Annotated in this window: 21 protein-coding genes; 10 read left to right on the forward strand and 11 right to left on the reverse strand. The window is 51.7% G+C overall.

The window, feature by feature from the left end; all coding sequences use genetic code 11:
• Both MXMO3_RS14135 and MXMO3_RS14140 read right to left on the reverse strand, forming a co-directional pair.
• Positions 1 to 867 carry a MurR/RpiR family transcriptional regulator gene (locus MXMO3_RS14135; RefSeq protein ID WP_027833702.1) on the reverse strand — a complete coding sequence of 289 codons (867 nt, stop codon included), beginning with the start codon at positions 865 to 867 and terminating at the stop codon, positions 1 to 3.
• 28 nt (positions 868 to 895) lie between these two features.
• Positions 896 to 1285 carry a RidA family protein gene (locus MXMO3_RS14140; RefSeq protein ID WP_027833703.1) on the reverse strand — a complete coding sequence of 130 codons (390 nt, stop codon included), beginning with the start codon at positions 1283 to 1285 and terminating at the stop codon, positions 896 to 898.
• A 186-nt stretch (positions 1286 to 1471) separates the two neighbouring features.
• Between MXMO3_RS14140 and MXMO3_RS14145 the strand changes: the two genes are divergently transcribed.
• The 4 genes from MXMO3_RS14145 to MXMO3_RS14160 all read left to right on the forward strand — a co-directional run bounded on the left by MXMO3_RS14145 (position 1472) and on the right by MXMO3_RS14160 (position 5014).
• Positions 1472 to 1918: a hypothetical protein gene (locus tag MXMO3_RS14145; protein WP_245985848.1), complete on the forward strand. Its 447-nt coding sequence runs from the start codon at positions 1472 to 1474 to the stop codon at positions 1916 to 1918.
• Between the two features lie 14 nt (positions 1919 to 1932).
• Positions 1933 to 3405, forward strand: a complete 1473-nt coding sequence (locus tag MXMO3_RS14150; RefSeq protein ID WP_027833705.1) for a M81 family metallopeptidase — start codon at positions 1933 to 1935, stop codon at positions 3403 to 3405.
• Between the two features lie 33 nt (positions 3406 to 3438).
• On the forward strand, positions 3439 to 4506 hold the full coding sequence (locus MXMO3_RS14155) for a D-TA family PLP-dependent enzyme (protein ID WP_117396288.1): 1068 nt from the start codon (positions 3439 to 3441) through the stop codon (positions 4504 to 4506).
• A gap of 112 nt (positions 4507 to 4618) precedes the next feature.
• Positions 4619 to 5014 carry a nuclear transport factor 2 family protein gene (locus tag MXMO3_RS14160; protein ID WP_117396289.1) on the forward strand — a complete coding sequence of 132 codons (396 nt, stop codon included), beginning with the start codon at positions 4619 to 4621 and terminating at the stop codon, positions 5012 to 5014.
• Positions 5015 to 5111: 97 nt separating this feature from the next.
• Here the strand turns inward: MXMO3_RS14160 and MXMO3_RS14165 are convergent, their stop codons facing one another.
• The 8 genes from MXMO3_RS14165 to nagA form a co-directional block, all read right to left on the reverse strand.
• A complete protein-coding gene (locus tag MXMO3_RS14165) occupies positions 5112 to 6242 on the reverse strand; it encodes an ABC transporter ATP-binding protein (protein ID WP_117396847.1) in 1131 nt (376 codons plus the stop codon).
• A 72-nt stretch (positions 6243 to 6314) separates the two neighbouring features.
• Positions 6315 to 7529, reverse strand: coding sequence for an ABC transporter substrate-binding protein (locus MXMO3_RS14170; RefSeq protein ID WP_027833709.1), 1215 nt, complete (start codon positions 7527 to 7529; stop codon positions 6315 to 6317).
• Between the two features lie 38 nt (positions 7530 to 7567).
• A complete protein-coding gene (locus tag MXMO3_RS14175; RefSeq protein WP_117396290.1) occupies positions 7568 to 8410 on the reverse strand; it encodes a carbohydrate ABC transporter permease in 843 nt (280 codons plus the stop codon).
• The gene (locus MXMO3_RS14180) at positions 8400 to 9287 is read right to left on the reverse strand and encodes a carbohydrate ABC transporter permease (protein WP_027833711.1); all 888 of its coding nucleotides are present in this window, start codon (positions 9285 to 9287) and stop codon (positions 8400 to 8402) included. The genes MXMO3_RS14175 and MXMO3_RS14180 overlap by 11 nt, the downstream gene beginning before the upstream one ends.
• A gap of 9 nt (positions 9288 to 9296) precedes the next feature.
• Positions 9297 to 10496, reverse strand: a complete 1200-nt coding sequence (locus tag MXMO3_RS14185; RefSeq protein ID WP_117396291.1) for a Gfo/Idh/MocA family protein — start codon at positions 10494 to 10496, stop codon at positions 9297 to 9299.
• 177 nt (positions 10497 to 10673) lie between these two features.
• Positions 10674 to 11417 carry a copper homeostasis protein CutC gene (locus tag MXMO3_RS14195; protein WP_117396293.1) on the reverse strand — a complete coding sequence of 248 codons (744 nt, stop codon included), beginning with the start codon at positions 11415 to 11417 and terminating at the stop codon, positions 10674 to 10676.
• Positions 11417 to 12343 (reverse strand): ROK family protein, encoded by a 927-nt coding sequence (locus tag MXMO3_RS14200; protein ID WP_117396294.1) that lies wholly within the window; start codon positions 12341 to 12343, stop codon positions 11417 to 11419. The genes MXMO3_RS14195 and MXMO3_RS14200 overlap by 1 nt, the downstream gene beginning before the upstream one ends.
• Positions 12343 to 13497, reverse strand: coding sequence for an N-acetylglucosamine-6-phosphate deacetylase (gene nagA / locus MXMO3_RS14205; protein ID WP_117396295.1), 1155 nt, complete (start codon positions 13495 to 13497; stop codon positions 12343 to 12345). Before nagA ends, MXMO3_RS14200 begins: the two co-directional genes overlap by 1 nt.
• 433 nt (positions 13498 to 13930) lie before the next feature.
• Here nagA and MXMO3_RS14210 point away from each other — a divergent pair, with 433 nt between their 5' ends.
• Complete coding sequence (locus MXMO3_RS14210; RefSeq protein WP_117396296.1) at positions 13931 to 16249, forward strand: S8 family peptidase; 2319 nt, start codon at positions 13931 to 13933, stop codon at positions 16247 to 16249.
• 69 nt (positions 16250 to 16318) lie between these two features.
• Here MXMO3_RS14210 and MXMO3_RS14215 read toward each other — a convergent pair whose 3' ends face one another.
• Positions 16319 to 17233, reverse strand: a complete 915-nt coding sequence (locus MXMO3_RS14215) for a carbohydrate kinase family protein (RefSeq protein ID WP_027833718.1) — start codon at positions 17231 to 17233, stop codon at positions 16319 to 16321.
• Positions 17234 to 17565: 332 nt separating this feature from the next.
• Here MXMO3_RS14215 and MXMO3_RS14220 point away from each other — a divergent pair, with 332 nt between their 5' ends.
• From MXMO3_RS14220 to MXMO3_RS14240, 5 genes are all read left to right on the forward strand, one after another.
• Positions 17566 to 18495, forward strand: a complete 930-nt coding sequence (locus MXMO3_RS14220; protein ID WP_027833719.1) for an ABC transporter permease — start codon at positions 17566 to 17568, stop codon at positions 18493 to 18495.
• Entirely contained in the window at positions 18492 to 19679 is a 1188-nt protein-coding gene (locus MXMO3_RS14225; protein ID WP_117396297.1) for an ABC transporter permease, read from the forward strand. The genes MXMO3_RS14220 and MXMO3_RS14225 overlap by 4 nt, the downstream gene beginning before the upstream one ends.
• A complete protein-coding gene (locus tag MXMO3_RS14230) occupies positions 19676 to 20716 on the forward strand; it encodes an ABC transporter ATP-binding protein (protein ID WP_117396298.1) in 1041 nt (346 codons plus the stop codon). The genes MXMO3_RS14225 and MXMO3_RS14230 overlap by 4 nt, the downstream gene beginning before the upstream one ends.
• Entirely contained in the window at positions 20709 to 21707 is a 999-nt protein-coding gene (locus MXMO3_RS14235; RefSeq protein ID WP_281273889.1) for an ABC transporter ATP-binding protein, read from the forward strand. Before MXMO3_RS14230 ends, MXMO3_RS14235 begins: the two co-directional genes overlap by 8 nt.
• 74 nt (positions 21708 to 21781) lie before the next feature.
• Positions 21782 to 23362, forward strand: coding sequence for a peptide ABC transporter substrate-binding protein (locus tag MXMO3_RS14240; protein ID WP_117396299.1), 1581 nt, complete (start codon positions 21782 to 21784; stop codon positions 23360 to 23362).
• Positions 23363 to 23621 lie beyond the last annotated feature (259 nt).

A 23621-nucleotide genomic window follows, 5' to 3' on the forward strand; every position in this document is an offset into this window, starting at 1 on the left:
CTAATCTCCGAGTACTTGAGTATCGTCCTCATCGCGAAAGGTGACCAACTGCCGTTTAATCCGACGCAGAGGTTCAATCGCGCTGTCTTTTCTTTTGATCGCCACCAAAAAGGCAATCATGTCGATGGCGGCCATAAAGGCGTAGCGCGCCGATGATGGTCGCAACACGTCTGTGCCTTCCGGCAAATCTACGGCCAAGTTCATTTCGCTGGCCTGTGCAACCAGGCTTTCACTTTTTGAAATGGTGGCGGTTGCCGCGCCATAGCCAGATGCGATCTCAAGCGCCCGCGCCATTTCCCGGTTGCGGCCTGAAATCGATAGACCGATCACCATATCGTCTTCGCCCAGGGTGGAGGCCGTCATCAATTGCATTGAATGGTCTTCCGAAGCGGTGACGCGCAAACCCAATCGAAACAATCGATTTTGCACCTCATGGGCAAAAAGTGAGGAGTTACCGCCAGAGCCGAAAGCATAAATCATTTTGGCCTTGAGCACTTGCTCCGCAATCTTTTCAACCACTTCAGCGTCAACATTTTCGTGCAGCACATTCAAGGTGGATTGGGCGCGGCCCATTACCGTGTCGATCACTTCTTGACTGCTGGTGACCTTCACTTCCGGCTCGAGATACCGCGTGCCGATAAAGGCGGATTGAGCAACCCGCACTTTAAACTCTGAAAAGGAATGGCAGCCCAAACGACGGCAAAAGCGGGTGACGGTTGGCGGCGACACATCCGCGCGCGCCGCCAGTTCAATAATCGAGGCGTTCACAGCAAATTGCTTATCTTCAAAAACGATATCTGCAATGCGCTGCTCTGAGCGAGAAAGCCCATCGCGTTCCTTTTGTAAGGTAGCAATTATGTCCGCCATTGATCCGCCTTTTTCAAATGATCAGCCTCTATTTACGGCTGGGATCAAAGGCAATGCAATCCACTTCCACCTTACAATCGACCATTAGGCTCGATTGTACACAGGCGCGTGCTGGCGGGTGCTCACCAAAGTAGGATTTATACACGCCATTGAACGACCAAAAGTCACGCGGATCGTCGAGCCAAACGCCAACGCGCACCACATGCTCCATGCCGTAACCCGCCTCATCCAAAATCGCGAGAAGGTTCTTGATCGCCACGTGGGTTTGCTCCACAATATTACCACCGACGATTTCGCCATCTTTCATGGCTACTTGGCCAGAAACATGCAGCCAGCCATCGGCTTCAACTGCACGAGCGAATGGCAAGTTTTGTCCACCCGCGCCAGATTTTTCCGCACCATAACGTTTAATCGTCATTGATCGTCTCCAAGATGTTCATCTATGTAAATTATTTTCTTATCGATTGACATTTGAGCAGAAATGGACCAGTTTTTCCATAGGAATTTTAACAAAAATGAAAATTTTTTGCCGAGTGATAGTATCGTGACATCAAGACAGAATCCTTTTGAAAAATCAGACAGCGCGCGCCACCAAATTTGGGAAATGCTGGTGGACCGCGACATCAAAGCCTTCATCGCCGCCGACTGGTCAATGGTGCAAAATGACTTTGTAGAACAAGGCTTTATGGGCGTGCACGGGCATAACACAGCCAACCCGGACCATTGGCGTTTGGCGTTTCCAACGCTGAAAGACTATGCGGACGAATGGCTCGATCAGGCCAAGAATTTTCAAAAAGAATCGCAAGCTGGGGCCTTCGAAGGTGACCCAATGGACGCGATTTTTAACGCCACTGTCCTGCGTGACATCGAAATTAACGGCGACAAGGCCATCGTGCACAAGAAATTTGACGGGCGTATCCCGCGTGCAGACGGCACCAGCGACCGGATGTTGTGGCAAACGGTCTATTATTGCGCCAATGTCGATGGCCAATGGAAAATCACCGGATTCACCGGCTATTTGCCAAACCCGATGGGTGGTGAAAGAGCGTAAATATTATGGCAGATTTGCGCGTTTTCTCGGCGGCTCTGGCCACCGAATCGAACACATTTTCACCCATCGCAATTGACCGGCGGGGTTTTGAGGCGTCACTTTATGCCCGTCCAGGCACCCACCCTGAGACCCCAACTTTGTGCTCCGCGGTCATCCCAATTGGCCGCAAGTGGGCCAAAGAAAAGCAGTGGACTTTCATTGAAGGCACTGCTGCATGGGCTGACCCCGCCGGCATCATTAATCAGCGTGCGTTCGAAAGTCTGCGCGATGAAATCTTGGATCAGATTAAACAGGCTATGCCACTCGACGCCGTCGCCCTCGGGTTACACGGGGCGATGGTCGCCGCAGGTTATGACGATCCCGAAGGTGATTTGTTAAAACGCGTACGAGATATTGTGGGCCCGGATTGCGTGGTGTGTGCCACATTTGACCCACACAGCCAGCTCACCCAGAAACGTGTCGACCAGCTCGACTTCTTTATGGCGTTCAAAGAGTTTCCGCATGTCGATTTTGTTGATCGGGCGGAAGACCTTTACCGCATTTTGGATGCCACCCTCGCGGGCGAGGTAAAGCCCGAAGTGAGCGTATTTGATTGTAAAATGATCGATGTGTTCCCCACCTCTAGAGAGCCAATGCGCAGCTTTGTGGACAAGATGTTTGCCCTGGAAAAAAGCGATCCCGACATTTTGTCGCTTTCGCTCATCCATGGCTTTATGGCTTCTGATGTGCCGGAAATGGGCACAAAAATGGTGGTGATCACCAACAATCAAAAGCAAAAAGGCGATCAACTTGCGCGCGAGCTTGGGCTCGATGTGTTTGCCATGCGGGGCAAATGCATGCCGGAACAGCCGGACGAAGTGCAAGCTGTCGCCGATGCGCTGGCCACGGCCAAGGGCGCGCAAAAGCCAGTCGTACTCACCGACATGTGGGACAATCCAGGCGGCGGCACCGCTGGCGATGCCACCGTTATTCTGGAAGAGCTGATCAAGAAGGGCGCGACCAATGTTGCCGTCGGCACAATCTGGGACCCGATCGCGGTGCAGATCTGTTTTGCGGCGGGCGAAGGCGCAGAAATTCCCCTTCGCTTCGGGGCAAAATCGGCCCCCCACACGGGCAATCCCGTGGATAAGCGGGTGAAGGTAGAGAAGCTAGTGACCAATGCCGAGCATCGTTTTGGCGATAGCTATGTGCCCATGGGCGACATTGCCACTGTCAGCTTTGATGGCATTGAGGTGATCCTTAATTCCACACGCTGCCAGAGCTTTGGCAAAAGCCTTTTTGATGTGGGGGGCGTGGATTGGGCTGCAAAAGATGTTTTGCTGATCAAATCTACCAATCATTTCTATGATTCATTCGCGCCAATTGCTGAAAAGATCATTTATTGTTCTGCCGGGCGGCCTTACCCAAATGATCCAGCAACAACGGATTATCAAAAAGCGCCAAAAAACATTTGGCCCAAAGTCGCTGATCCGCATAATCTGGGCTAACACCAAATCAAACGCGCCAAGCGGGAAATCACAATGACTGAAAACAACTCGATTTATAATCTGAGTACGCCTGTTGTGCTGATCGACGAGAACATTGTCGACGCCAATATCAAGCGGGTGCAATCCTATTTGGATCAGGCGGGCAAAAAATCACGCCCGCATATCAAAACCCATAAAATCCCGCGTTTCGCGCAAAAACAACTTGATGCGGGTGCGATTGGCATTACCTGCCAAAAAGTCTCCGAAGCGCAAGTGTTTGCGGATGCAGGCATAAAAGACATCATGTTGACCTTCAACATTGTTGGCGCAGAAAAGATGGAACCACTGCGCAAGCTCAACGAGCAGGTCACTTTGTCTGTGGTGGCCGATAGCGCCACGACAATTGACGGCCTCGCTGCCGCATTTGAAGGGCAAAAGCCCCTGACTGTTTTGGTGGAATGTGACACGGGTGGTGGGCGCTGTGGCGTACAATCGCCAGCGCAAGCACTTGAGCTGGCCAAGAAAATTAATGCGGCGCCGGGTCTCACATTTGGCGGGCTGATGACCTATCCGTCACCTAATGGCGAGGATGCGGTGGACCAATTCTTCAATGGCACCAAGGCTTTGCTGGATGAATCAGGCATTGCCTGCCCGGTTCTGTCGAGTGGCGGCTCTCCGAGCCTCTTTTCCGCGGAAAAGGCGAAGTCTGCCACCGAGCATCGCGCCGGCACCTATATTTATAATGACCGCTCTTTGGTGCGGGCGGGCCACTGCACATTTGACGATTGTGCCATGACCATTTTGGCGACCGTTGTGTCGCGTCCCACTGATGATCGGGCGGTGCTGGATGCTGGGTCCAAGGCCCTCACCTCCGACCTCCTCGGCTTCTCAGACTTTGGCTACATTGTCGATTACCCAGAAGCCGTGATCAGCGGCCTGTCCGAAGAGCACGCAGTGGTTGATCTTTCGGCCTGTAAGGACAAGCCCCAGGTTGGCGACAAGATACGTATTATACCGAACCACACCTGTGTGGTCAGTAATTTGATGGATCAGATTGCGCTGCACCGCGATGGCAAGTTCATCGAAATGGTGGATGTGGCTGCCCGCGGCAAGGTTTGGTAGCACCCACATCTGAAGATAGCCTTTGGCGGGAATTTGACGCATTTCGTCATTTCCGCCACTGGAATGGTTGGTGAATTTCTACAAAACTCCATGCATATCAATGGAGTTTTCTATGACACGTACCGACCAACTTTTCGAGGCGATCCAGACCTATCTCGACGCAATCTATTTTTGTGATGTCGAAAAACTGGACGCTGTTTTTCACCCTGCCTCCACCTTATTTGATGCCGACAATGGCGAGATCTTTGTCGATCCCATCAAAAGCTTTCGCGCCGATGTGGCAAGCCGCCCCTCGCCTGCCAGCTTCAATCAAAAGCGTCATGATGAGATCATAACCATTGATTGGCTTTCGCCGCTCAGTGCAGTGGTGAAACTGCGTTTGCATTCCCGCACGAGCATCTTTGTCGACCATCTCAATTTTGTCTGGGATGAGCAGAAAGGCTGGCAGATCGTTGCCAAAATTTGGCACCTGGAAGGCACATGCGAATTAGAGACAATCGCGGCCTAAACAAAAAGAACCCCATCCGAGGATGGGGTTCAGGCCCGTGGGGAGGAGCCAAGAAAGTCTCATAGGAGATTTTCAAAATTGGGTAGTTCGACCCAATCTATTTTAGATCTGGCAAGCTCAGATCTTTGAACTCGATTTTGCGTTCGTAAACGCGGCCATCTGCATCGAACAAGTGGCAATCTTTGGCATTGAAGCGCAGTTTAAAGTCTTCACCAGCCTTCAGCGGTGCTGAACCACTTTGGACGGTGCAGAACACTTCATCCACACCTTTGCGGTTGGCGTAGCCTACCGTGTGAATGCCCAAGCGCTCGACTACATTTGCCGTCAGCTCAATCGCAATGTCACCCTCTTCGAGATGTGTGTGCTCTGGGCGAATACCCAGTGTGAGGGTTTGGCCTTCGATCTTGTCTTCATCATGGGGATGAACGGGCAACACAAACTCACCAGCATTTGGGATTTCAACGCGAACGCCGTCTTTGTCTGCCCCCTTACCTGTCACTTCAATGAAGTTCATTTTCGGGTTGCCGATAAAGCCAGCAACAAACAGATTGTCAGGCTTGTGGTATAGCTCAAGCGGAGTGCCCACTTGCGCAATTTTACCGCCATCCAACACCACGATCCGGTCGGCCATGGTCATGGCTTCCACCTGGTCGTGGGTCACGTAAATCATTGTGGCGTCGAGATCATGGTGAAGCTTTGTCAGCTCAACACGCATGGTGGCCCGCAGCGCCGCATCAAGGTTTGACAATGGCTCGTCAAACAGGAATACGCTTGGCTCCCGCACAATCGCACGGCCAATGGCCACACGTTGACGCTGACCACCGGACAACTCACCCGGACGGTGATCGAGGCGTGGTGTCAAATGCAGAATTTCTGCAGCCTTGCGTACCTTTTGATCAACCTCTTCGCTTGATTTCTTCTCAACGCGCAGAGGGAATGCAATGTTTTCATAAACGCTCATATGTGGATAGAGCGCATAGGATTGGAACACCATCGCGATGCCCCGTTTTACTGGTGGCAATGTATTGACGATCTTGTCGTCAATCTCAACATCACCAGCTGTAATTTCTTCAAGGCCGGCAATCATGCGCAACAAAGTTGACTTGCCGCAACCTGATGGTCCGACGAACACGATGAACTCACCATGTTTTACGTCAAGTGAAACGCCCTGAATGACCTCAACGTCGCCGTAGCTTTTTTTAACGTTATCGAGTTTGAGTTGACCCACGGTCATCCCCCCCTAATTAGCGGTTTTCATTGCGGGGCCCGCCAATGGCGGACCCCACGTTTTTGCAAAGGCTTACTTGTAGTCTTCCAAATCTTCGGCTGCAATTTCAACAGCTTCAGCGGCTTCAACTTCGCCCAATACAACGCCTTGAACAGCTTCGTTGATCACGTCTTGCAGACCAACATAGTCAGTTACGAAAGGCTCTGGACCACCAGTTGCGATTGCGTCAAGGAAGGCGTTCCAAGTTGGATCTTCTTCACGCATTTTCGCCACTTCTGGGTGATCAGGACGCAATGGTGTCAAACCAGCAGCAATTTCAAATTCCATCTGGTTGTCGTAGCTTGTCATGAACTTAGCAAAGTCCAGAGCAGCTTCTTCAACACCTGAACCTTTGAACACTGCATATGAGTCAGTGATCAACAAAGTGCCTGGTGTACCCATTGGGCCCACTGGAATTGGCGCAACGCCCCAATTCACAGCATCGCCAACAGCGTTCCGCTCCCAAGGACCAGAAATGAACATGCCGATTTTGCTTTCCACGAACAATGGACGCAATTTCGCACGGTCATAAGCAACTGGACCTGGCTGAGAAACTTCAGCCATTTTGCCATAGAACTCAAGTGCTTGTACGTTGTTTGGTGAGTTGAAGACAATCTCGCCGTCTTCGTTGATCACTTCACCACCGTTTGTGTACACATAGTTCATGAACTGGTGCATGGTGTTGTCGAATGAGGCAGCAGCCAAACCGAAGCCATCGGCGTCAGTGTTTTCTTTAATGGCTGATGCAGCTTCGTACATCTCGTCCCAAGTTTTTGGCGGTGATTCAGGATCAAGGCCAGCGGCTTCGAACAAGTCTTTGTTCCAGTACAAGGCCTTTGTTGAGAATGCGCGTGGCAAGCCCCAAACTTTACCGTCAGCTGTCACGGTGCCCAAGATTGGGCCTGCCCATGAATTCAGCTCTTCTTCTGACAAGTCATGAGACAGGATCAGATCGTTTTGAGCCAGTTGCTTCAAGGTCCGTGAACCCATGTAAGCTACAGCTGCTGGTGTGCCGGCGGCAGCAAGCGTTGTTGCTTTTTCCTGACACTGGCCCCAAGGCACATATTCAAATGCGACTGTGTAACCAGGGTTATTAGCTTCCCACTCAGCGGCGTGCTTTGCGTTCACTTCACCACCCCATGTGTCGTCACCACAAAGGATAACTTGGAGTGATTGGTCTTGCGCAACAGCGAATGTTGCAGAGCTAAGCAGCAGAGCGCCACCAAGCAAAATTTTAGTCAGTTTCATCTTGAACTCCCTTTTTTCTGCCAATTGATACATCTGTCCTATTCCTTCACCGCGCCAGCGGTCAGGCCAGCGATAATGTATCGCTGCAGGAAGATGTAAATGATCAGCACTGGCAAAATGCCGACCAAACTCGCGGCCATCACTTCGTTCCAAATAACGGTTTGACGACCAAAGAACTGGTAAATACCAACCGGCAATGGATGCAGGTCAGAATTTGAATTGAATGTTAATGCGAACAGGAACTGCTGCGCATAGGCCCCAATAAAGGTTGCAATCGCCACCACAACGATCCCGGGCATGGCGATCGGCAAGATCACCTTCCAAAGGATGTAAGGGCGGCTTGCGCCATCCACCCAAGCGGCTTCTTCAAGCTCGCGAGGGATTTTCATTAGATATGAGCGCAACAACCAAATCGCGGTTGGGATCAAAAACGCTGCGCCTGGAATGATCATTGCCAAATATGTGTTCAGCAAACCCAAGTTCCGCATCAATTGGAACAATGGAATGATCAAAACAGCGCCACCCACCATGTTAATGGCAAGGAATGCGGCCAACATTGGGTCGCGGCCTTTAAATTCGAACCGGGCAAAGGCCCAAGCGGCGGGGATCACAGCAACCAGCACGATCAGTGTCACACAGGTCGCAATGAAGAAGCTGTTCCAAATATAACGCCCCAAGCGCGGCACATTTTCCCACATGGTGAAATATGCATCAAAGCTCATATTGTCCGTAATGATTTTATACGGAATGGAGTTGATCCGGTTGAGCGGACGCATGGACACCAGGAAGGCTTCCAGGAACGGCGCCAAAAGGAACAATAGAAAGACGGCGATGCCTAAATAAATGCCGACAATTTCCCACCAACGGTACTTATTTATCATTTTTCAAGCTCCTTCTTGCCATGCGTGACAGCATGTAGAAATAGAACCCTGCGAACGAGGACAGGAAGATCACGATCATCACAGCACGCGCTGCACCTTCACCATATCGATTGCGCGAAATCGCAGTCTTATAGGTGTCGATAATCATGGTTGTCGTCGATCCGCGCGGCCCACCCTCGGTCAAAATCCAGATGATGTCGAAGGAGTTAAAGGTCCAAATCGCACTCAACAGGCCCATGGTTGCCACAGCGGGCATAATCAAAGGCAGCGTGATGCGGCGGAAGCGATACATGCGGCTTGCGCCATCCACCCAAGCGGCTTCGTGCAAGTCAGGTGAAATAGACTGCATGGCAGCCAGCAAATAGATGGTGACCAATGGCGTGCCCACCCAAACGTCGGTCACGACGGTTGAATAGAATGCGCCGGTGCGGTCGCCCAAGAATTCGTAAGGCCCTGCCAAAATACCCAAATGCTGCGCAACACCGGAAATCATGCCGAACTGGCCATTATACATCCAGCGCCACATAAATACGCCAATCGCAATTGGCACAATCCAGGGGGGCATCACCAGTACGCGCAAAAAGCCGCGACCTGGTACAGCGGAGTTGAGCAACATTGCGCCCAGAACGCCGACCACCATTTTCAAAGTTACAGAAATGGCCATCCAATAAAATGTCCGGCCAATGACTTCTGGAAAACGGCGAGAGAAAATCTTCTCATAGTTTGCCAAGCCAATGAACTCTTCAGTCGGCTTTAGCGATGCGTCCGTAAATGATAGCCGAACTGTTTCCAACAGCGGCCATGCTACAATTGCCAGCGTAATAAACAATGCCGGCAAGAGCAGCAAATACGGAAACACATTTGGACGTCCCCCCATTGCTTGCATTTAAGCAACCTCCTCCTTGGCAAGCTTGTAGCTGTCGAACTTCGCCCACGTTTCCGTGAGATCAACAACAGAGCCGGACAAGCGTGCTTCGTCTAGTTTGATTGCGGTTAGGCCCGCTTCCAAGCCATCCAAAATGGAAACTGGAAGCTTTGCGCCATTCCGCAAGTGATTGAAAATATCCTCGATCATCTGCTCATCAGCCCCGTAGTGAGCAGACAGGTTTGAGGCTTCATATGATTTGTCGACCAAAGTCTCAGAATTCTCAGCTGCAGTGAGCTTGAAGAAATTGCGAATAAAATCGCCTTCCGCCATGCCTTTTGAGCCGATCACCGCAAAGCGACGAAACTCGTCCGGCACGTTCATATTGGTGTGGAAGCAAAGATTTTCGCCATCCTGATATTCGACCAAAGCGGTTTGATAGTCGATGATATCGCCATCGCTATCGAACACCTTGTCGCTGCCATTCCAGCCACTGGGCTTATATTGATAAACGTCAGCCAATTCGTCCGGTTTGTTCTCCGGCACAAATGAGCGACGACCACCAAAGCTGGCCACACGTTTTGGCCGCTTGCCCACAAGACCTTGGTAAAGGTCCAGGTCGTGGCAACATTTTTCCAGCATGAACCCGCCAGAAAATTCTGAATTACGACGCCAATCGCGCATAAAAAATGCACCGTGATAAGGCGCAATATGCTCGGACGCCTCAATGGAGGCGATGTTACCCAATTTGCCGCTGTCGCGTGCCGCAATCAAATCGCGGTAAAGCGGTGCGTAACGCAACACCAAGCCAATCATCACTTGGTCTACATTGCCAGCTTCCTGCAACAATTCAAGCAACTCAAATGTTTGCGCTTCTGTGGTCACAACAGGCTTTTCAGCAAATGTCTTGACGCCCGCCTTGATCGCAATCCGCAAATGCTCAAGGTGCATATGGTTTGGCGAACCGACCATCAACAAATCAAGGTCGTTTTTCTCGAGCAGCTCTTCCAAGCTGTCAAAAGGCTTGCCCGGATTGAAGGTTTTAAGCGCTGACGGATCAACAGAGATGCCGGGCACCCCTTCCCCATTCACCAAGCCCAAGCCTGCCGGATTTGGGTCAACGTAGCCAACGAACTCAATGTCCTTTTGAGTTTGGCCGATGACCTGCATCAAATAACCAATACGATATCCCAGTCCAACGACACCGATTTTAAAGGTCATACGATCCCTCCCGATCTTCTATGAAATTAATTTTCGTACATTGGACCAAATAATGCAAATTCTCAAGGGAGTTTTGTAATTTTACCCCCAGTTTGTGAAAATCAATTTCACAATTACGGATAAGTTTTTGAAAATTAAAGCGATCTTTGTGTTTTTTTGTACGGAGGAGAAATGTAGTCATGACGCTGCCCCCTCAAAATGAGACAGCTCAAGCGCAAGTTTTTGCGCCACTTTCAGACTAGCGTCGCGCCGACCAGCTGCAGCTGCAAACCCCAGCTTCACCGCCGCATCCGGCGATTGTGGCAAAGGTGCTGCGCAAGAGGCGTGAATATTTGTGAGCGGCATCGCTGCGGCCAGATGCGATATCACTTCGGCATTCACGCCTGACCCGGGCATAATTTCAATGCGTCCGCGCGCGGCCGTGACGATTTCAGCAAGTAAGTCTTTGCCATCACTGGCCTTTGTTTGCTGCCCGCTCGTCAGGATACGATCAAATCCAAGCTCGATTGCAGTCTCGAGCGCTGAAAGCGGCTCTGGCGTCACGTCAAAGGCGCGATGTAGTGTTAAATCCATGCCATTGGCAGCATCAATTAGCGTTTTAAGCGTGCGCTCATCCAATGTGCCGTCGGCATGAGTTGCGCCCAATACGACACCCTGCATCTTTTCACTTTTCGCCAATGCGATATCGTCCAGCATTAGCTTCAATTCATCTTCACTAAAGCAGAAATCACCGTCACGCGGACGGATCATTACATGCGCAGGCATGTCGATTTCACGTGCCAGACGCATCAAGCCACGCGAAGGCGTCAGGCCACCCGCGGCCAGTGCCGAGCAAAGCTCTACACGATCCGCGCCAGCCTGTTTGGCAACTTTGAGACCATGCGGTGTATCGACACAAATTTCGAAAGTGATTTTCGACATCACGCCACCCCACGCATTTTTGACTCTGGGGGACGTAAAAATGAGGCCCCAACCAGGCCAGCATTTTTGAGATGTTGCGCTGGCACGACCAGCGGCTGCTCATAATTTGACAGCACCATTGTGCGTACGCGCTTGTCGATGTGCGCGATCAGATCTTGGGCGTGGGCCAACCCGCCGCCAACGGGCACACAACTCGGCCCAAGCGCATTGATGAAAGTGGAAAGAACACGCGCCACCATCTCCGCAGAGACTTCAATAGACTTTGTTGCCTTTTCGTCGCCAGCGCGCCAACGTTCCAGCACGGTTTCAGCATCAATGGCTTCACCCGTGAGCGCTTGATGCACATTCTCGATGCCGCGCGCGCCGCCAACCGTATCCAAACATCCTTTTTGGCCACAGCCGCATTGGAAATATCCCATATCCTCAACCAGGCCACCAGCCGTTGGATCGACGACAGGACCATGGCCCCATTCGCCGGAAATTCCGCCATATCCTGTAACAATTTCGCCATTGATAACAATGCCGCCGCCAACGCCTGTGCCGAGCACGATGGCAAGCACATTGCCAGAACCTTGGGCAACGCCAGCTTTCGCCTCAGCAAGCGCCAAACAATCCGCATCGTTGGCAACCAGCACAGGGATATTCACGCGCTGCTCCAGCTTGGTTGCCAGATCGACGCCTTTAAGACATTCGATGTTGGCAATGGTCAATGCGCCCGTTTCGGGATTGGCAAATCCGGCGATTGAAATGGCGACGAAATCACATTGAGCCGCTGGTGCTTTTGCAACCATAGATGCCATCGCGTCAATAAACTCATCCAGCGAGTCACGCGGGGTTGGGCACTGCGCGGCAATAGGCACATCGCCCAGCGCCACAGGCCAACCGCAGCGAATGTTGGTGCCGCCAATGTCAAAACACACAGGCATTAATGCTCCTCCCCTTCACCTTTAATCCACGTTTGGGTGACCTTCATGCTGTCTTTATCAAAGGCAACGAGATCGGCATCATAATCGGGTGCGATGCGGCCGATTTTATCGTCCAGCCGCAAGAATTGTGCTGGATAGAGTGACGCCATGCGCAGGGCCTCACCAAGCTCTAGCCCAAGCTCTTTGTGCGTCAATTCCACAGCCCGCATCATATCAAGGTCTGACCCTGCCAGCGTGCCATCATCCAGCGCGCAACGCCCATCCACTGCATGAATGGTGTCGCCATAAAGGTTGAAGTGTTTTTCTTCCGCGCCGACAGTGGCCATCGCATCTGTAACCAGCATGATTTTGCCCTGCGGCTTTGCCCGCACAACAATCCGTGCGCTGGCGAAATGCAGATGGTAGCCATCAACGATTAAGCCGCACCAGCTCTCCACATCATCAAGCCCCGCGCCAACCACACTTGGCTCGCGATTGGCCAGCGGCGGCATAGCGTTAAACAGATGGGTAAAGCCACGCAAACCAACCTTGAGCGCCTCCCCGATTTGTTCGTACGTTGCTGCGCTGTGGCCGGCGCAAACATGCACGCCCTTTTCGCTCAGTGTGGCGACGAATTCATTCGGCACACATTCCGGCGCCACCGTTACAATCACTTCGCCCAGATCGCCACGGGTAAACAGCCCAACCGCCTCATCATCCACGTCCCGTAAAAATTCAGGAGCATGCACGCCGCGACGCTTCAAACTCAGATAAGGCCCTTCAAAGTGCACACCGCGTATGCCGGGCACATTCGCGTTGATCGCCGCGCTGATCGCATCGGCAGCCTCGCGCATTACATCAAATGAATCGGTGATCAGCGTTGGCATTAGGGTTGTGGAGCCAAATTGACGGTGGCCACGCACAATCTCGGTCAGCCCTTCCACGGTGCGTTGGTCGTTAAACATCACACCGCCGCCGCCATTGACCTGCACATCCACAAAACCCGGCGCCAAAATTTGCCCCTGAAGGTCAATTATTTGCCCTTCATCGGCAATCGATTGCGTTTCGGCAGCGGACACCAAACGGGAGATTTTTCCATTGGCGATCTCAACGGACTGATTTTCCAAAAACCGCTCACCGTCAAAAACCGTGGCATTTTTGAGCAGAATCGCCATGAACCATCTTCCTCCCGACACCCCACTTTAACTGGAGTGCTAAATCCTCATTATTCGACAGATGCACAACCGGCCTAGTCAGTTGCACTTACATCGCCCTCAGCACTATTAAATCCAATTTAATACCATTTTGCAACCAAAAAATCACATGCATTACAAATTCACATTCCGCAGCCACTATATGAATATAAGCTATTGATTTATATTCATATATCCTGTTTTACCCACGCATAAAGGCTGACCACGGATCGAAAGTTTAAGAAGAAACTACATTTGATGATCGTTGAATTGCCGCAAAAAACCAGAATCGTTATGAATTGGTATCTTTTTGGGAAGCTGCCTGAATTTCACTAATGACGTGCTAGGTTGATAGTTTTTAATCATTCTGTAGTTTGGTACTATCGAGTCGTTTGCAACTAAAGGCACGCCATCCATGAAATTGCGCCAGAAATTGAATCGCTACACACTCTTGAGTTCAGCTTGCTTCGGCGTCCTGTTTTTGGCGGCATGTGGTCCCGGCGTCGGCTCTGGTGGTGGCAGCATTGATCCTATTGTAGCTGCATGGGGAGCGGGATTTGTTGGCACAGAGGATTCCTCCCTTGCCACCAGAATTGCCAATACTTCTGAATTTCAGGCGGTTAATTTCAATAGTGCTGGCCGATCTGGAGCAAACCCGCACCCATATCTTTTAACAAAAGTGCATCAAGCACTATCGACTGGCGCTTCTGGCGAAGGACAAGTTGTTGCAATTATAGATGATGGCTTTTTGACCACTCATGAAGAATTTAGCGGCAAAATAATTTATGAGTATGGGACTGTGACGCCCTATTCTTTCTCAAATCACGGCACGCATGTGGCGTCAATTGCCACGGGCAACTACGGCACGGGCGAAATTATGGGCGTCGCGCCCAATGCTGACCTGCACCTTTCTTCATTTCGGCAAAATAATATGGGTGGTCTAGCTGCTGCAACCAATGATGCGGCAGCTAAAGGCGCAGTCGTGCAAAATAATAGCTGGGGCTTTGATTACGTTATTGGTGACGCGCAGGCGCTAATGACAGGGAGCACGACGGCGGCTGAGGCCCTGGCTTCGTTAACCACTTACGACACAGCCGCCAATTGGCAAAGCTATATTGATGCCTTGGATAATTTCCAGAATAGTGGTGTGATCGTATTTGCGAGCTCGAATAACAACAGTCTAGGTGATGTAGATGTGAGCGCCGGCTTGCCCTTGTTGGCCACTGAGTTGCAGGAAGCATGGATTTCGGTCGTTGAAGCTAAATTCACGGTCGATGGTGATTACAATATCACTAGTGCCAACCTCATCTCCACCCCTTGTGGCCAGGCGGCACAGTTTTGCCTGGTGGGTGATGGCGACACCAAAGGCGCGTCCGACAATGCAAATAATGCCTATGAAACCGGATGGGGTACGTCCTTTACCGCACCGCAAATATCTGGCGGCGTTGCGCTGGTGGCGCAAGCATTTCCGTCGCTTTCGCCAGGTGAATGGCGTGATCGCTTATTGGCGACTGCCAACAATAATTTTTTCTCCGGCGCTGTAGATGGCTCCACAAATTTTGGTGGCGGCATCACACATGCCTATTCCGATATTTTCGGGCATGGGGTAATGGACGTGGCGGCAGCCTTGCAGCCGATTGGTGCCGCGAGCGTGGTACGAGGCAATAATCTCGCCACTGGCACACGCACGCCACTCGGCGCTGCGACTATTTCCACCAGCGGCACTTATGGCGACGGGCTTTCTCGGATGCTCAAAGAGCAAGAAATGGCGGTCTTTGACGCGCTGAACGGTAATTTTGAGATCCGCGCCGACTATTTTGTGCAGGAAAACCAAAACACATATCGCTCAGCATCATTGGACAGCCTCAAAGACAAGGGACAGTCAAGAACATCCCTTTCGCTTGGTGACGACATCAGCAATGTGGAGAATGTGCTCTATTTTGGTGCGCAGGATGGCCTTGCGCATTTGCAAACGGATTTGGGCCTGACCAATAGCTTGGCTCAAAATGTATCCGTCCTTTCCTTTGCTGAAACTGCAACTGCCGTGTACCAGAAACACGATACTGCTTTTGGCCATTATGGGTTCTACGGGTTTAGCGCACAGCACAGTGAAAACATAAACGGCTCCCTATCTGGCGCGGGTGCAAATGCGCAGTTTAATCTGGGCAATTCATCATTGCGCCTTGGCTTCAATCAAATGGTCGAGACGGGTGCGTTTCTTGGCCTGGTCGGCAATGAGGCTTTTAACACGCCAACGCTTGCAAGCAGCCAAAGTGCAAATTTGAGTTTCGATACCGATCTATCCAATGGAATCAGCGTGTTTGGCGGTGCGGAACTCGGCCGCGCAAACGGGCAAGCAGAGGGCGATGGCTTTGTGACCGCATTTAACACCGCACAGTTTTCAGGTTTCCATCTTGGCGTGGCCAAAGCCGATTTCGTGCAAAAAGGCGATCGCGTCACCCTTTCCCTCGCGCAGCCCATTCGCGCGGATGCTGGTGACGTTACGATGAATTTGCCTGTAGGACGGGACAAAGACGGCAACATTATTTATGAGCAGGTCAGCGGCAATCTCTCCCCGTCAGGTCGTGAAATCGACATTGCGGCCAGTTACTTTATGCAGCCGGATGCCTTTAGCACATTGCAATTTGATGTGATGTACGCGCTTGATGCCGGACACGTGGCCGGTGAGCGTTCTTATGGGATTGGGGCAAGTTTTAAACGCGACCTGAATTAAGACCATCGCAAAACAAAAAAACATTTAGGGACCTATTCAGGTTCCTTTTTGCGTTGCGTTCACGTCAGATTAATCGACAAAAACACCATAGATGCGGGGCGCAGTACTTACGGCAATGGACGCGACGGTTAATCCGCTTTCCAACGCCATTTGCAGTCCCTCGCCCGCCATATAGGATGAGATAAAGGCCGCATTGAAAATATCGGCATAGCCAACAGGATCGTTGGTTTCAAAGTCGTCAATGGACGCGGTCACCATTTGCCCTTGATAGAAGCCATCGGCGCGGGTACGCCCCCGCTGCACGACCAGCACCTGGTGGTCCGCGAGTGTCTTGACCAGCGCTTTTTCGGCTTCTTCGGTATCGTCTTCTTCCATAACGGCGCGCAACTCATGCTCTCGCATTAAGATGCAATCTGTGGCACGCACCCAACTCAGAAACACCGCTCTGGTGTCTTCGGTCCACCCCTCAAAAGGGCGGTCATGGCTAAGCGCCGTGGTCCACCCCATGGTGGACAACATCGTCAAAAGTTGAGAAAGCCCGGCTGTCACTGAAGGCATCAAATGCGCACCGGTGACCAACGCAAAAGAAGATTTCGAAGTTGCCGGGGGAATCGCATCGATCATGGTGTCGAGCGTTACATCCTGCAAATGGCCTGTAGAGTTAAACACAACCACATTGCCGCGATCATGCAACATATTCACCGAAACTGTGGTGGCCGTGGGAATAGTTGTCCAGGCTGTGGTGCCGGGTTGAAATTCCCCCTGCAGCCATGTGCCCAAATTGTCTGACCCTACGGTGGCAATTAAACGGTGATCGACGCTCAAGCCGGAAAGCGCCAAGGCCGTTGTGCCCGCCGCGCCGCCCGCACGAAAGTCTGACGAAGACATGGTCATCTCCGTCCCGAAGTCCGGCCAATGATCCAAGTCGCCCATCACCAGTTCGATATTCACGTTCCCAAGAATTAGCAATGGGGGTGAAGCCATATGGTCGATTTCCCTCGTTCAACTTTTTGGCACACTAATCAGAATTCGCGTTTAATCAAATATGAAAGTGTTACAATACTGACAATTTAATTCAGATTTGAGCAAATTGTCCCAAAAAACGGGGATAATCTCCGATAAAATAGAAAATTTTACATGATAAGTATCGGGTTTCCGGGCAAGAGCGCGCGATATCAAATCGAAAAAATTTTTATCTGATAAAAAATTCTTTACTCACCTCGCCAATCTTGTATCTTCGAATAATCTATTCGATGGCGGCGACGATTGATCGAAAGTCAATCACAAGCCGATGTAACCATCCAGCGGGGCGTTAAATGTTACACTATCTGATCAAGCGCATCTTGATGATGGCCTTGACCTTGTTTTTGATCATTACGCTGACATTCTTTTTGATGCACGCCATTCCTGGCGGGCCCTTCACATCTGAAAAAATGTTGGCACCTGAGATTGAGGCGGCGTTGAATGCCAAATATGGGCTGGATAAGCCGATTTGGCAGCAATATCTCAGCTATCTGCAGGGCATCATCACTTTTGATCTCGGCCCCTCATTCAAATATCCAGGCGTGCGCGTGAATGATTTGATCCGCGAAGGCCTGCCCGTGACAGCACAGACCGGCTTTTTGGCCATGTTGTGCGTTGTCGCCTTGGGCATTCCTTTGGGCATTGTGGCGGCCCTGCACCAGAACAAATGGCAGGACACCACCATTATGGCGATCGCCACCATGGGCGTTGCTATCCCGTCTTATGTGCTGGCCACCATCGCGCTCTATCTGTTTGCTTTGCAATGGCAGTTGGTGCCCACCTTTGGGCTGGACAGTTGGCAGGGCTACATTTTGCCGGTTCTCGCCCTTTCCGGCTTTTGGCTTTCCTTTATCGCGCGTCTGTCGCGCTCTTCGCTTCTGGAAGTGTTGGGGCAGGACTATATGGTCACCGCGCGCGCCAAAGGCCTGCATCCGCAAACCATCTTGTTCAAACATGGTATGCGCAATGCGTTGATCCCCATCGTTACCGTGCTGGGTCCGGTTGTGGCCAACTTGCTGACCGGCTCATTCGTGATTGAACAAATCTTTGCCCTGCCGGGCATTGGACGCCACTTTGTGCTGTCCATTTCCAACCGAGACTACACCACCATTATGGGCATTACGATTTTCTATGCGGCGTTTTTGATGCTGATGATTTTGATTGTTGATCTTTTATACATGGTGCTCGATCCGCGCATTAAACTTGGGGAGAAAGCACAATGACCGACATTCATGTGACTGTCCCGAAGGAAAAATGGGCGCCAGTGGATCGTGGGGCACAAGATGCTGAATTCATCGCCGCGCCAAGCCTGACCTATTGGCAGGATGTGCGCCAGCGCATGTGGCGCAATAAGCCTGCCATGGCCAGCCTCGCCTTTATCATCTTGCTGATTTTGGCGGCTATTTTCGGCCCAATGCTCACCCATCACACTTATTATGATCAGGATTTGAAGCTCTCCAACATTCCGCCGATCTTTGAAGTGTATAAGGCGGAACCAACCGACGCCTCGGCGCAATATGTGTTTCTCAATAGCGGCAACTTCAAGCTCTATGAAGTGGCCGAAAATGGCGAAATTCTTGGGCTTGTGCGGGCCAAGCGCAAAGATTTGATGAAAAAGCAGCACATTTATGTGTTTGGTGACGCGGAAGTGCGCGTGGACTATAGCCAACTGCCTGCGACGCTTGTGGATGGCGATGGCAATGCGGTTGAGTCAATCGGCTATCGCTGGAACCAGACCAACTGGTTCGGCACCGATAGTTTGGGCCGCGATGTGTTGGTGCGTCAGCTTTACGGCGCGCGTATTTCGCTGACCGTGGCGTTTGTCGCGGCGATGGTGAACTTCTTTATTGGCGTCTTTTATGGCGGCATTGCGGGCTATTTTGGCGGCAATGTGGACAATGTAATGATGCGGATTGTGGAGATTATCGCCACCATTCCCCTCACCCTTTATGTGATCCTAATGATGGTGGTGTTCCAATCTGGTTTCCTTTCAATCATCATTGCTATTGGCTCGGTGTTCTGGGTGGATATGGCGCGAATTGTGCGCGGGCAAATGCTGTCGCTCAAAAACCAGGATTATGTCGCGGCGGCCAAAACCATGGGCGCGAGCACCAAGCGGATTTTGACGCGTCATTTGCTGCCCAACACAATGGGCCCCATTCTGGTGACCCTGACCCTGTTGATCCCGAGTGCGATTTTCATTGAGAGTTTTATGAGCTTTATCGGCCTGGGCGTCAGCGTCCCGATGGCCAGTTGGGGCACTTTGACCGCGGAAGCGGTGGAAACCCTGCGCGCCTATCCGCACCAATTGTTTTTCCCTGCAGCTGCAATTTCATTGACCATGTTTGCGTTCAACTTTTTGGGCGATGGATTGCGGGATGCACTTGATCCGAGGTTGCGCAAATGAGTTCTGCACCTTTATTGAAAGTCGACAATCTCACCACTCATTTCCACACGTCGCGTGGCGATGTGCAGGCGGTGCGCGGCGTTAGCTTTGATGTGCGCCCGGGCGAGATTTTGGGCATTGTGGGCGAAAGTGGCTCGGGCAAATCGATCACCTGCCTGTCGATCCTTGGCTTATTAAAGGCCAATGGGGAAGTGGTGGACGGGTCCGCCGATTTTGAAGGCAAGCTGCTTACCGGCCTGTCAGACAAGCAATTGCGCACCATCCGCGGTGATGACATTGCGATGATCTTCCAAGACCCGATGACCAGCTTGAACCCGACGCTGACTGTGGGCGAGCAGTTGATTGAAACCATTATGGCGCACAAGCCTGTTTCCCGCAGTGAAGCCCGCAAGCGGGCGCTGGAGCTGTTTGACCTGGTGAAAATACCAAGCGCGGCCAGCCGGTTGGACAATTATCCGCACCAATTTTCTGGCGGTATGCGCCAGCGGGTGATGATCGCCATGGCGTTGACGTGTGACCCGAAATTGCTGATCGCGGATGAACCAACCACCGCGCTTGATGTGACCATTCAACGCCAGATTTTGCTGTTGCTGAAAGACCTTCAGGAAAAGCTCGGCATGGCCATCATTTTGATCACCCATGATTTGGGCGTGATCGCCGAAGTGGCTGACCGTATTTTGGTGATGTATGGCGGCATGGTGATGGAAACGGGCGACGTCTATGACGTGTTTGAATCCCCGCAGCATCCTTACACGACGGGTCTGCTCCATTCGATTCCGGATGTGCGCAGCCACACCAAGCAAAGGCTGACGCCAATCCCCGGCTCGCCGCCCGACATGTTGCGGCCGCCTGAGGGATGCCCGTTCGCGCCACGTTGTCCGCACGCGATCCAACAATGTTTGGAAGCGATGCCGCCATTGTTTGAGCGCCCGAACGCGAAGCCGACTGTGCACGAGGCCCGCTGCTGGTTGCACCATGAAGAGGCGCCCAAAGCCCTGCAATCCATATTCGACGCGCCGGAGGTTTCCAATGGATAAGCAACCACATATGCGTGACGATGAGGTTTTGATGCGCGTGCGCGACCTGAAGAAGCATTTTCAGGTCTCGGCGGGATTTTTTGGTCAAAACCCGAAATTCTTGAAAGCGGTTGATGGTGTTGATCTCGACATTCGTCGCGGCGAAACGCTGGGCCTTGTTGGCGAGAGTGGCTGCGGCAAGAGCACCCTTGCCCGCACATTGATCCGGCTTTATAGCCCGACTGATGGGGTGATTGAGTTTAACGGTGCGGATTTGGCCAAGCTCAAAGAGAAAGATTTGGCTCCGCACCGCCGCGATATTCAAATGATCTTCCAAGACCCCTACGCCTCGCTGAATGGCCGCATGAATGTGCGCGACTTGATTGCCGAGCCGTTGGAAATTGCGGGCATCGGCAATGATAAAAGCCGCACGGCCCGGGTGCATGAATTGCTGGAAGTGGTGGGCTTGAACAAAGACCACGCCAACCGCTTCCCGCATGAGTTTTCTGGTGGCCAACGTCAGCGGATCGGCATTGCCCGCGCCATTGCGTTGAACCCGCAGCTTGTGATTTGCGATGAGGCGATTTCGGCACTTGATGTGTCTATTCAGGCGCAAGTGGTGAACATGCTGGAGGACCTGCAAAAAGAGCTGGGCCTCACCTATTTGTTCATCACGCATGACCTGTCCATGGTGAAGCATATTTCCGACCGAATTGGCGTGATGTATTTGGGAAAGCTCGTCGAGATCGCGCCGAACAATGCGCTTTATGACGACCCGAAACACCCCTACACCCGCGCGCTTTTGGCCTCCATTCCCATTGCGGACCCGGTGGAAGCGCGCAAGGACAATCAGGATCAAATGCAGGGCGAAATTCCTAGCCCGATCGACATGCCCTCGGGCTGTCGGTTCCGCACACGTTGCCCGCTGGCGACGGATTTGTGCGCCGAGCAAGAGCCTGAGCTGAAAGAATTGGCCGACAACCACAAAGTTGCCTGCCACTACGCCGAATAATCGGCACCTAAACCAAAGGCCCAACCAAAAGGGCCTGAACAAAACAATGGGGATAGTCCCCACGGAGGAGTGAGATGTTAAAAAAACTGATCCCTCTCATTGCAGCAACTTCATTGGCACTTGGCGGTGCAGCTTACGCTGAATCTTCACTTGTCTATGTGGTCAACAATGAGTCTGACACATTCGATCCCGGCACCACAAACGAAACCTTTGCGGCCCCGATCATTGGCAACACATTTGAAGGCTTGGTGAAGTTTGCACCAGACGGTTCAATTGTGCCCGCCCTGGCTGAAAGCTGGGAAATCTCAGAAGATGGCCTGACATACACATTTAAATTGCGCGAAGATGCAAAATGGTCTGATGGCGAACCTGTCACCGCCGACGATTTCATCTATGCCTGGACACGGGTTCTGACCCCTGCCAGCGGCGCGAAAAACTCTGCCCTTCTTTATCACATTGAGGGCGCTCAAGAGTTTTATGATGGCGGCGACGCCACGCCAAACATGAAGGCTGTTGACGAGCACACCGTTCAGTTCACCCTGAAGCAACGCGTGCCTTACATGTTGCAGCTTGTGGCCTACTCAACATATTTCCCCGTGCGTCAGGATGTTGTGGAAGCGGACCCAGAAGGTTGGACACGTAGCCCAGACACCTATATCGGCACCGGCCCTTTCCGTGTGACCGAAATGAATTTGGGTGAAGGTTTTGTTTTCGAGAAAAACCCAAACTATTACGGTGCGGACAATGTTAAACTCGACAAGCTGACTTTCCGTTTGATCCCACAACAATCAACGGCGTTGGCTGCGATGGAAGCTGGCGATGTAGACGGCATTGAATCCGTACCTGCATCTGAGGTGCCACGCTTGTCAGTTGAAAGCGATGCGTTCTTGGTGATCCCATCATTGGGCACCACCTATGCGTTCTTCAACCCAGCAGCAAGCCCGATTGATGACGTGAAAGTGCGTAAAGCGCTGTCCATGGCCATCGACCGTCAGGAAATTGTTGAGTTCGTGCTGCAATCAGCAGACGTGCCAGCAACTGGCTTGGTGCCTTACGGCATGAATGTTGCGGGCGAAGATTTCCGCGATGTGGCTGAGGATTATGGTTTGGGCGAAACAGCGAAAGCTGAAGAAGCTCAGAAATTGCTGGCTGAAGCTGGCTATCCAAATGGCGAAGGTTTCCCTGAAACCGTCTTCATGACCTATGCTTCGCCTCCAATCCAGAAATTGCTCGAAGCTATTCAGCAAATGTGGAAAGAGAACCTCAATATCGATGTAGAAATCGATGTGAGCGAATGGAAAGTTTACTACCCAGAAGTGCAAAAAGTTGAATACCAGATTGCACAAATGGGTTGGGGCGCTGACTATCCGCACCCAATGACTTTCCTCGACAACTTTGTGTCCACAAGCCCGAACAATCTGGCCAAGTGGGCAAACGAAGATTATGACGCCGAAATCGCTGCTGCCAAAGCCGCAGTTGATCAGTCAGAATCTTTGCAGCACATGGCAAATGCAGAAGCGATCATGATGAATGACCACGTGATTTTGCCGATGTATCACCGCAATCTCTACATGATGATGGGCACACATGTTGAAGGCTTCTGGCGTTCAACTTTGGGTGTACCTTATTTCGCTGATGTAACCATCGCAGAATAAGCCATCTTCATTGATGCGTGTTTTAGAAGGCGGGGCGCTCAGCGCTCCGCCTTTTTGTATTCTGGTTCAAGTATGCGGTTCTTTTTATTGATGCTAGCATTTCAGCAAGCGCACGATCTTCGGCCAACGATACCAACGTGCCTGATGAACTCTATGTGCCGGAATGTTCGTTTTTGATGGCGCAGGTGATTCCCCCTTGCTAAAACCAAACTCACATGCGCAATTGCCGCTAGAAGAATATTTTCGTATGAGTTGAGGA

The organism is Maritalea myrionectae, assembly GCF_003433515.1.
Classification (GTDB): Bacteria; Pseudomonadota; Alphaproteobacteria; order Rhizobiales; family Devosiaceae; genus Maritalea; species Maritalea myrionectae.